Origin of the sequence: Paenibacillus antarcticus, from assembly GCF_001637225.1 — a bacterium.
Taxonomy (GTDB): domain Bacteria; phylum Bacillota; class Bacilli; order Paenibacillales; family Paenibacillaceae; genus Paenibacillus_AQ; species Paenibacillus_AQ antarcticus.
On sequence record NZ_LVJI01000018.1, the window covers coordinates 302825 to 314417 of the forward strand.

The 11593-nt window shown below is 39.9% G+C and carries 8 protein-coding genes; all 8 read right to left on the reverse strand.

Annotation, left to right across the window (positions count from 1 at the left end; all coding sequences use genetic code 11):
- Positions 1-96: 96 nt before the first annotated feature.
- Positions 97-1038 (reverse strand): GNAT family N-acetyltransferase, encoded by a 942-nt coding sequence (locus tag PBAT_RS14705; protein WP_068650700.1) that lies wholly within the window; start codon positions 1036-1038, stop codon positions 97-99.
- A gap of 193 nt (positions 1039-1231) precedes the next feature.
- Positions 1232-2326 carry a carbohydrate ABC transporter permease gene (locus PBAT_RS14710; RefSeq protein WP_068650701.1) on the reverse strand — a complete coding sequence of 365 codons (1095 nt, stop codon included), beginning with the start codon at positions 2324-2326 and terminating at the stop codon, positions 1232-1234.
- On the reverse strand, positions 2323-3411 hold the full coding sequence (locus PBAT_RS14715) for a carbohydrate ABC transporter permease (protein ID WP_068650702.1): 1089 nt from the start codon (positions 3409-3411) through the stop codon (positions 2323-2325). Before PBAT_RS14715 ends, PBAT_RS14710 begins: the two co-directional genes overlap by 4 nt.
- A 134-nt stretch (positions 3412-3545) precedes the next feature.
- On the reverse strand, positions 3546-4964 hold the full coding sequence (locus PBAT_RS14720) for an ABC transporter substrate-binding protein (RefSeq protein ID WP_068650703.1): 1419 nt from the start codon (positions 4962-4964) through the stop codon (positions 3546-3548).
- Positions 4965-5169: 205 nt separating this feature from the next.
- Entirely contained in the window at positions 5170-5988 is an 819-nt protein-coding gene (locus PBAT_RS14725) for a CPBP family intramembrane glutamic endopeptidase (protein ID WP_084403089.1), read from the reverse strand.
- 164 nt (positions 5989-6152) lie between these two features.
- Positions 6153-7673 carry an MDR family MFS transporter gene (locus PBAT_RS14730; RefSeq protein WP_068650704.1) on the reverse strand — a complete coding sequence of 507 codons (1521 nt, stop codon included), beginning with the start codon at positions 7671-7673 and terminating at the stop codon, positions 6153-6155.
- Positions 7674-8102: 429 nt separating this feature from the next.
- Positions 8103-10517 carry a glycogen/starch/alpha-glucan phosphorylase gene (locus tag PBAT_RS14735; RefSeq protein ID WP_068650705.1) on the reverse strand — a complete coding sequence of 805 codons (2415 nt, stop codon included), beginning with the start codon at positions 10515-10517 and terminating at the stop codon, positions 8103-8105.
- Positions 10518-10876: 359 nt separating this feature from the next.
- Positions 10877-11593 (reverse strand): collagen-like triple helix repeat-containing protein (locus tag PBAT_RS14740; protein WP_169810124.1); only part of this gene is annotated, 717 nt, incomplete at its 5' end.

An 11593-nucleotide genomic window follows, 5' to 3' on the forward strand; every position in this document is an offset into this window, starting at 1 on the left:
GAGGGGAGAATTTAATTCTTGACCACTTTTATATTACAATCATGACACCCTATCCGGCCCCAACCTCTATTCGACGGCGTTCATTTAAATGTTTGTCTACTTAACTGGAACAAGCATCCTGCTGATTACAATCAGACCTGGCACAAACCCTAAATTATAATACACAGATTCCACTGGATTCCCTTGCATAACGTGGACCCTTAAATATGGATATAGATCTTTCAATACCGTTAACGATCTCTTTATCATGTTAGAACCCATCCCCCGTCCCCTATAAGTCGGAAGAACACCGAGTTGCTGAATGCTCGGAAGATCTTGATGCATGGACACCAAACAAGCACCAATAAGTGCATTGTTCCTTTTATCATAGACTAACGTTGAGGCTCTAAGTAGATCTGTACTAGCTTCCTTCATCATAGACTGGGTTTCCGATATATATTGACTAATAGACTTAGGTGGATTATTCATACCACGTATGCTATCTGAGTAACACCTATAGAAAAGGTGGCCGATTTCCTTATCCTTCGTCAAAGTACGTGTACTAGGTTCATCTTGAGCTAAAGATTGGACAACAGTCAACGCCCTATCCCACTCACACTCTAACGTTTCTGTTGGTCGCTGCATCCAACGAAATCGTTGCTCATCTGGCCAGAAGCCCGCCCTTGCAAATAAATCCACTTGATCTTGCAGTACTTCATATACATGAATTGGTAACGTTGTATCAGACCATTTCAGCAAAACATTCTTAAGTAAATGGACAATCGTACCTTGTTCATGAAATGGTGGAATGAAATATAGAAGGCACATTTGGTTCGCGGAGATCACCACGCCACCGATCTTCATCCTTCCTTTACAAATCCAGAATGGATCAATATTTCTCAGAACGTGAAGTGCCATCTCCTTGAAAAAACTTATATATTCTGCGTTATAATATACTGAGAAAAACAAATTCCACTCTTTCTTGTCAGCCTTCTGCAAGTAAAATTGATCTGACAACTCGTAACGATCAAACGGAGTAGACCCGTTAGTAAATCCCACCGTTTCACACTCCTTTATGTATAACCTTTGCTTCAATTATAGATATCAACCATTACATATAAATAGAACCCGGGCCTTAGATGGCTAAGCCCCCCAAATTGAAGAAATTGGGAGGAATTGATCACAGTATTAGACTGGATTTCTTCTTTTATCATCTCGCTCAATAGAGTTCAAATTTCTACTCCGTTACACATTACCCCTTCACAGAACCACCCATCAATCCGCGTACGAAATACTTTTGTAGAGCAAAAAATACTGCTAATGGCATAATCATAGATACGAATGAGGCGGCAGTAAGGAGATGCCAGTCATTCCCATAAGATCCTACCATTTCTGCAATCCGCATGGACAATACTTGTACATTAGGTTGACTACCAATAAAGACAAGAGATACTAAATAGTCGTTCCATACCCATAGAAATTGAAAGATTCCAATCGATGCTATAGAAGGAACTGATAATGGTAAGATTAACTTGGTGAATATCGTAAAATTAGAAGCGCCATCCATAAAAGCAGATTCGAATAAATCGCGTGGAAGCTGACTTATATAACTGTATAAAAAATATGTGCTCAGTGGTAAACCAAAGCCAGTATGAGCAATCCAGATCCCTAAGTAAGTACCATTGAGACCAAGTGCTGTGAAATTCTGTAGTACAGGAATCAGAGCAACTTGTAGTGGGACAACCAAAAGTGCAACAACGATAACAAAGATCGTCTTACGGCCAGCAAACTTCATCCAGGCAAACGCATAGGCGGCAAAAGCCGCAATTAAGACCGGAATGATCGTTGCTGGTATAGCGACGGTCAACGTATTTACGAAGGCTCTAGTGAGATTACTTCCTTTCTCTATTTTTATACTGCCATCGGATTGTGTGATCTCATAATTCTTACCTCCGAGAACATTCTTATAATTATCTAGTGTAAACACAGCGTTAGTCTTCCACTGTTTCTCTTGAACATCGATAATTCGTCCTCGTCGATTTTGCCACACTAACTTCTGACCTTCCGTTGTCGTTACACCTTGCTTTAGTTGTTCATCTGAATAATTCACACCTGATACTTCAATGGGTTCCTTCAAATCTGTATCCTTTGGAAGAGTCATCTGTTCCTCAGTCTCCCAGCCCTTATGTGGGAACACCGTCCACCATCCTGTTTCCAGAATATCTGCAGCTGGTCTGAACGAAGACACAAATAGTCCTGCGGTTGGAATGATCCAGATCAAACAGATGAACCCGAGGATGCCATTTACTAGCCACTTGGAACCCTTTTTCTTCTGTCGCCGTTTCATGAGAATCCTCCTCCTTGTTTGCGGATTTGACGGAGATTAAAGATTAACACAGGAATAATTGCAATGAGTAGAACGATGGCGAGCGTTGAGCCGTATCCATTGTTGCGGTACATGAAGAATTGTCTATAGAATTGTGTAGCCACCACATCCGTATCATATTGCCCACCCGTCATGACCATGACGACATCAAATATTTTGAGAGTAAATACAATTATTGTCGTCGTTACGGATAGAATAGTACCTTTCAAGTAAGGAATCATTATTTTGAAAAATATCCTAATCTCGCTAGCTCCATCCACTCGGGCCGCTTCAAGAGATTCTTCTGGAATGCCTTTAATTCCAGCGGATAGCAATACCATTGCAAATCCCGTCTGCATCCAGACTAGAATAACGATAAGGAATAGATTATTCCACGGCTGTGAGAACGATGCCCAAGCTTGTGCCTCACCGCCTAATGCGACAACGATTGCATTTAGTAGACCAATCTGTTCATCACCCGGTTTGTAGTAATACACGAACTTCCAAATCACACCCGAAGCAACCATAGAAATTGCCATAGGCATGAAAATGATAGATTTCGCAAGCTTCTCGAAACTACTTCGATCGGCTAGAACTGCAATAATTAGACCCATAGAAACACAGGAGAATGTCCCCAATACAACCCATAGTAGATTGTTACGAAGAGCAGATAACAACAATCGATTCGTAATGATAGCTGCGTAGTTACTGAATCCCACAAAATCTACTGAACTCTCATCCATAAAACTTAATATCAGCGTTCTTAACGTAGGATATAGTAGTAACCATCCAAGCAGAATAAGCGCAGGTCCCACAAATATGAGAGGCTGAATTCTTTGCCTCCATTTCACTGAATACTGCTCAACGACCCAATTCAGAGATAAGTAAATGGTATATACTCCTACTACTCCCCAGATGATGGCCAGAACCGCATACAATATAGGCGTTAAATCTCCGTCCCGAAGAAAAATAAAAATACGCCAATGGATAAGTAAGTTCATTGTAGGCACAAGTATTGTTATGAATGTTAGCCATAGCCATTTGTGTCTAGAGATCCAAGTTCCCATCCATTTCCCTCCTTCTTACATTTATCCTGTGGGGAGAACCATTTGGATACAAAACGAAGGAGTAAGGAGTTACCCCCTCCCTCCTCCGTCTTCACTGTTCCAACAAAATCACAGTAAGTAGTGATAAGAACATATTATTTAGGGAATCCAGCCTGAATCTCCTTCAAAGCACCTTCCAAATCCACTGTACCACTTATATAATCCGTTGATCCTTTCCAGAACGTACCTGCACCCACGGAGCCTACCATAAGATCCGATCCATCGAATCGAAGTGTGCTTGCTGACTGAACCAGTTCTGCCATACGACGATCAACATCGTTCGAATACCAACTGAGGTCAGCATCATTCATTGGAGCAATGACACCACCCGATTGGACCCATGTCTTAATGGATTCACCTGTCGTAAAGAATTCCATAACCGCACGAACTTCTGGACGATCATTAAACATGGAGTATATATCTCCAGCGACTAATAATGGTTTTCCGTATTGAGGATCAATCGGTGGAAGATAGAAGAAATCGATATCTTCGCCTACTTTTGTTGCACTTGTAAGGTTACTTGTAATGAAACTTGCTTGACGATGTAACCATGCCTTCGCTGGATTCTGTGCTAGTGGATTTAGCGCATCACTAAATGCAGTCGTCACGATCGATTTCACTCCACCGTAGACATAATCTTCATTAAACCAAATGTCTGACATGATCTTAAAAGCATTCTTCACTTCCGGTGAATCAAATGGAAGCTCTCCTTTTACCCATTTATCATAATTCTCTGGTGTTGTGGTACGAAGCATAATATCTTCGATCCAGTCAGTAACCGGCCACCCCGTTGCCGCTCCACTTTCAATTCCAATGGACCAAGCGGGGTCCCCATCATCAGCAATCTGTTTCGTTAAGGCCATCATTTCATCCCATGTTTGTGGAACTTTGTAACCTGCTTCCTCAAACTGCTTCTTCGGGTACCATACGAGACTCTTAACACTCGAACGTGTCCATACACCTGCCATGATCTTACCATTTGCTCCATCTATGTTAGCCATATCAAGCCAGCTCTTATTATAGTTCTTCTCTAAGTAGGCTTTATCGATAAACGATGACACGTCGATAACCTTGCCCTGTTTAACAAAAGTACTCAGTAGTCCTGGTTGTGGGAAATCTGCAATATCTGGAGCATTCCCTCCGTCTACACGAATTGAGATCGTAGCTTCAAATTCTTTGGAACCTTCATACTGAATATCTATTCCTGTTTTATCTTCAAAATCCTTAATACTTGCACTAAATTTCTGCTCGTCTGCATCAACAAATGGACCGAACATCGATACTTTGGTACCCTTGAACTTCCCAGCTAAAGCTTGCTCCAGAAAAGTTCCTTCACTCGTCACGGGTTCCGTTACTGCAGGTTCCGTAGCTTTCGGCTCCGTTTCCACCTTCGCAGGTTCCTTTGTCGGTACTGCTTCATTATTCGAATTTCCACTGCATGCACTCATCATCATCGTGAACAAAAGTAACATTATGACGATAGGCACCATTCTTTTTTTATGATATGTTCTCATAGACCAGTCTCACCCCTCTTCTTATATTGATAACGCTTTCACAAAGATTATATGCGCCCTGTCTTCATTTAAATTCTTAATAGACGAAAAAAACAACTCTTTATCGAAAGCCTGAAAAAGTCCACACAGATTGGTGTAGACTAGCGCTCCGATAACGAACTGTCCTTCATGATTGTATACCACATATAGACGGTTGAAATTAGATTCAGAAGATTAAGCCACTTAATACAAACAGTATGTTCATAATGAAATGAAGAATCATAACAGGAAGCAGTCCCTTGGATCGGATGGTAATCCCACCTAATAACATGCCAAATATAGAGAACAAAGCACATACGATCCAAGGAAACCCGATGGAATAATGGTACATTCCAAATCCGATACTGACTATAATTAACCCCAACTTTTCACCTAACACATCGACGAATCGACTTAGTATAAGCCCACGCCATACTATTTCCTCCAAGACGGAATTGATCAAAGCAAACAGCAATCCAAACCACAATAGTGAATATAAATATTTCGGACTATAATCAATGACAAAACTAAATGAAAAGATAACTACACATGATGCAATCAGTAGAAATCTCCATATTGGATCCTTCACTCCCTTCCATATCAAAGGAAAATAGATCGTCTCTGTGAAGCTCCCCTTCTTCAAATAATCCGTTGTTGACTTGTTAATTATCCCAAACACAAAGAATGGAATAATAAATCCGATCAGACTCAATCGAGACCATGCAATGATAAATTCTCTCGGAAAATCTAGTAAGTTCATGTATTCCTTTATAAAAAAACTCAAATATACGCATAACCAATAGCCCAATACATATAACATACTTACCAAAGAAACGTAGCGAATATCGCGATATATAGGTCTAAATAAATAAATCATATATAGAGCAAGTACCCAGCCCAGACTTATATAGACCGTTGTTAGTTGAACCGATACCACTGTCCCAACAAAAATCATTAGCATAGCGATGAACGAAATTGTCGAGACTCTCTCTCTATGTACAGACATCTTAAGTTATCCCCCACACTCTATTTAAAATAAAGGCCCTACTTTCATTCTTTACTTTACACATAACAACGAAGAATGCACATTACTTTTTTCAATATTATGAATGAAACATAAAAACCCCCATCATAATTGATAGGGGTAAAGGACTTACTAAAGAAATTACACTATTCTTTTTCAGTTAAAGGTTTATTCAGCGTAATCCGTGCTTTTCCCATGAAAAACACGGCAACTACAGCGATACCTATCGGAATCAATGAAAAGAGGAATATATGTGATATGGATGACGACATCGCATCAACAATTTTATCAAGAACTTGTGAAGGAATTGTCGTTCTCACTTCCGCATCAAAAATTTCTCGAGGATCTGGTAAGTTCGCCAAATTCACTGAACCCCCTTCCATACCCTTGAAATTCTCTGCAAGCTTACTTGTAAAGAGATTACCTTGGATCGTACCGAATATCGTAATTCCCAATGTCATCCCAAGTGAGCGCAAGAATTGATTCGTTGAGTTAGCTGTTCCTCTGAAACGAGGCTCGAGATTGTGGATAGAAGAAATCGGTAATAGCGAGAATGAGAATCCCATACCAAACCCTACCAAGATCATAAAGAGAGTTAGAGATGAGCGCGCAGTATCGGGTGTAAGGGTACTAAGCATAAACATACCTGCGAAATACGAAATCACCGATATCACCATTAAATTACGATAACTGGTTTTCGTAGAGAAAATACCACCTACGGAGCTACCTGCTACGGATCCCAACATCATCGGAGTAAGGACTAATCCAGCATTGGTTGCAGATCCTCCATATACAGCTTGTACAAAAATAGGAATGTATACGGTAAGAACGATAAACGTTCCGCCATATAGAAAAGCTAATATTTGTGAAGCTGCAAATAATCTTCTTTTAAACAGCCAAAACGGCAGAATAGGCTCTTCCGCTTTAAGTTCAATGAAGAAGAACGCAATGAAGCATACCGAAAATACAGTAAACAATGCAATAATTGGAAACGAATTCCAAGCGTAATCTTTACCGCCCATTTCTAGAGCGAACATCAAGCTAATAACGGCAACGACAAGCGTTGATGCGCCCCACCAGTCAATTTTTTGCTTAACTTTCCCCTTCGATTCATGATATGACCTAGTTATCAACAGGAAGGATACAATACCAATCGGAACATTAATATAGAAAATCCATTCCCAACCCACATATTCAGTAATATAAGCTCCAAGTAATGGACCTATTACACTTGCGGAACCGAATACTGCGCCAAGAAGTCCCGTCATCTTTCCACGATTCTCTGGAGGGAAGATATCAAAAATAATGGTAAAGGCAATCGGCATTAACGCTCCGCCACCGATACCTTGAATGGCACGATAAATACTTAACTGTTCGATATTTTGCGCAAAACCACATAATATAGAACCCAGAAGGAAAACCGCAATCCCAAAGATAAAAAATCTCTTTCGTCCATACATATCTGACAACTTACCAAAAATTGGCATTCCAGCCATTGTGGTAATCATATATGCAGACGTTACCCATACGAATTTATCAAATCCACCTAGATCAGATACAATTGTACCCATGGCTGTTGCAACAATCGTATTATCGATTGCAGACATGAAAATGGCTAGCAGCAGACCCGCTACAACCATCTTAATATTACTTTTGGATGTTTCCACGATCAGTTCAGTTCTCCCTTGTATATATTCAAATACGAATGATAAGCTTTACAATTTTAAGATTTGAAAGCTCCATTGTCAAGAAAAGGATACCCTTATTTAGAAATCAACATTCATCCGACATAACTGATGTGACGCAGGAACAAGAAAAGAAATGTACCGGAAACCAAAGTAAGGTAACTTCTTAAATTGGGAGGAAAAAATGAAAATCATGTTTATATTTTTTGTGATGTCTATAATTCAACTTATACTGATGTATATTCATTGAAAAAAAGCTATTTCACCTTTGAGCATTAGAGCTACTATGGAGTGGAAATATTAGTGAAACGAAACGACATAAAGTAACAGTCAGTATTATCATACTAACTGTCACTGTTTCAATCTTTATATTTTCATTAAAACCCTTAAAGAATAGATTTTTTTATGAATTCAATTTCGTATTCCCCAAATTTCTGAAGCATATTTACGAATCGTATAATCACTTGTGAACTTACCTGAATGCGCGATGTTCACTATCGACTTCCTTTGCCATTCTTTTGAATTACGATAAGAAATGTCGATCTTCTTATGTGTTTCAATATAACTTGCAAAATCCTTAAGTACAAAATACTCGTCATTTGTACTCATAATAGAATCAAATATGTCACCAAACTCATGTTCATTTATACAAAAATAACCTGATGTCACTAATTGATCCATGACTTCACTCACGCGTGCATCATTATCATATACATCCTTGACTGCATATCCACCGTGCTGATAATAATCAAGTACTTGCTCGGATCGTAATCCGAAGAGAAACATATTGTCGTCGCCTATCATTTCATGCATCTCCACATTAGCTCCATCCATCGTCCCCAATGTTAATGCGCCATTCATCATAAACTTCATATTCCCAGTACCTGAGGCTTCTTTGCTAGCCGTCGATATCTGTTCGCTAACATCAGCAGCTGGGATGATCTTCTCAGCTATCGACACGGAATAGTTCTCTAAGAAGATCACTTGCAACTTCTGATTCACTTCCCTATCTCGATTAACTTGGTCAGCTACTACATTAATAAGTTTAATAATTCTTTTGGCTAACGAATAGCTTGGGGCCGCTTTGGCACCAAAAATAAAAGTACGTGGGATGATATCCATAGAAGGTGTTTGTTTCAATTGGGTGTACAAGTACATAATGTGTAGGACGTTCATTAACTGCCGCTTATAACCATGGAGTCTCTTCACTTGGATATCAAATATGGAATATGGATCAACGACGATCCCTTGTTTCTCATGAATATATGATGTAAGTTTCAATTTATTATGCTGCTTAATCGTATGAATTCGATCTTGGAAACCGCGATCCTCACTGTATTTCAATATCCCTGTCATTTCTTGTGGATCATTCATCCATCCTGTACTGATGGTCTCACTAATCAGTTCTGCCAACATAGGGTTAGCATGCATCATCCAACGACGATGTGTAATGCCATTCGTCTTATTATTGAAACGATGTGGATAGAGATTATAAAAAGGCTTCATTTCACGTTTCTTCAAAATATCAGTATGAAGAGCAGCCACACCATTCACGCTGTAGCTACCTACAATAGCTAAATTCGCCATTTTTAATTGCTGACCATCTATAATCGACATCTGAGCTACGATTTCTGGCTGTCCTGGATACTTCTTCATCAGCATGCCACAAAACTGCTTATTGATCTCCTCAATAATCATATAAATACGTGGAAGTAGTTCCTTCACCATGGAAATGGGCCATTTCTCAAGCGCTTCGCTTAACGTCGTATGATTCGTATAAGATACTGTTCTGGAAGTGATATCCCATGCTTGCGCCCAACCTAACCCCACTACATCGATTAATATCCTCATTAATTCAGGGATGACCAGCGTAGGATGGGTATCATTAATATGAATAGCTACCTTTTCTGGGAGATGATCTATGTTAAGTTCAAGCTTTTCAAATGTACGCAAAATACTTTGCAGTCCTGCTGAACACAAGAAATATTGTTGTTTAAGTCGAAGAAGCTTTCCTTCGTACTGGGAATCATCAGGATATAGAAATTCAGATATAGATTCAACAGAACGATTATAATCGAGGAATTTGTAATAATTATTTGTGCCAGATATTTGAGTATAGTCCATTGTGGACTCTGCACTCCATATCCGCAAAGTATTGACATGTTCCCCACCATATCCAATAACAGGCACATCATAAGGTATCGCTGTGACTGTTTCATAGTTATGTGTTTCAAATACTAGCTCTTTTTCTTCCTCACGAATTTCAACATTCCCCCAGAAGCGTACCTCTACTTTTTTATCAGGTCTACGCACTTCCCATTCATTACCATTGCGTAGCCAATAATCAGGTAATTCCACTTGGTTACCTTCAACAATCTTTTGTTCAAACAGTCCATATCTATACCGAATACCACACCCGTGTCCTGCATACCGCTGAGAAGCTAATGAGTCCAAGAAGCAGGCTGCAAGTCTTCCTAACCCCCCATTCCCAAGACCCGCATCAGACTCTTCTTCTTCAATCTCCTCTAGATCCCAACCTAATTCCTTAAGACCCTCTCGAACAAGCTCGAGTGCACCAAGATTGAGCAAATTGTTACCAAGTAGACGACCTATGAGAAACTCCATCGAGAAGTAATAGACTTGTTTTTCTTGATTAGATTGAAAATATTGATTTGTGTCAGCCCAGTTTTCACCTGCATATTCACGAATCATACTACTCAAAACTGTATATATATCCCCTTTATGAGCTTCCTTCATTGGCTTTCCCAATTTACTGACAAGATTCTCCTGAAAGAGTTGTTTAAACGCTTCTTTGTTGCTAAACATAATCGCACCCCCTGAGACTGTTCTACCCGCTGATGCTGTATTCTACAATCACACAATGATTAATGAGGTCAAGGTATAACTGTTTCAACATAATAAAGACTTCTACAATATACGTTCAAATCGTCCTTTTCGTGATGAATATCCAACACATCTCCATACTTACATTGGGCAAAATGAAATAGAGTAATCATATGCCGACAAAAGTGCCACAATCCCTACCGATATCAACGGACGAAAAAAAAGATGGCTCTCCACATTACAAGAGTCATCTAAGTCTTTTTACTAATTATCCGAATCAACTCGATCTATACTTTCTTTCTAAGAAGGGATACTAACAGTCCAATTATCATTAGGGGTTATTATGTCAATTCATGCACCGACCACACTGTTCCCGATGCCGCTGATCCTCCAATGTTTAACCCGATTGTCAATCCACCTGAAACATAGAACAGGCCGATGACATCTCCGGCATTTAATATTACATCAGCTGTCAAAGTGACTGAAGCATCTCCCAATATTGTTCTTAGATTTAATAATAGAGCAATATTAACATCTAAGACTGGGAACAGACCAGATACCAGATCTGTAACCGTTGGTGATGTTCTCCGAATAACAAAGGAAGGATTCACTCCTGCACCAATAGCTACAGATATCGTTGCCGTTGTTGAAAAACTAATGACTGCTTTCAATTCATATCTTCCAGTAGTAGGAACTGTATAGTCACCAGTTAAGGTGTTGAAGCCTGTTCCAGTGAAATAAGGATTTGTTACCGTCCAGTTACCCAATTGTGAAGATGCACTCACAGAAGTAGTAGCCCGTTGAGCTGAAAATCCGGTTAGTGCTACGTTAGGTCCTGTAGCTCCTGTTGCTCCTGCTACTCCAGTTACTCCTGTTGCTCCGGTTGCTCCTACTTCGCCTGTAGCTCCGGTGGCTCCTGCTATTCCTGTTGCACCAGTTACACCTGTTACTCCTGTTGCTCCGGTTGCTCCTGCTTCGCCTGTGGCTCCAGTTACTCCTGTTGCTCCGGTTGCTCCTGCTTCGCCTGTTACTCCAGTTGCTCCTGCTTCGCCTGTGGC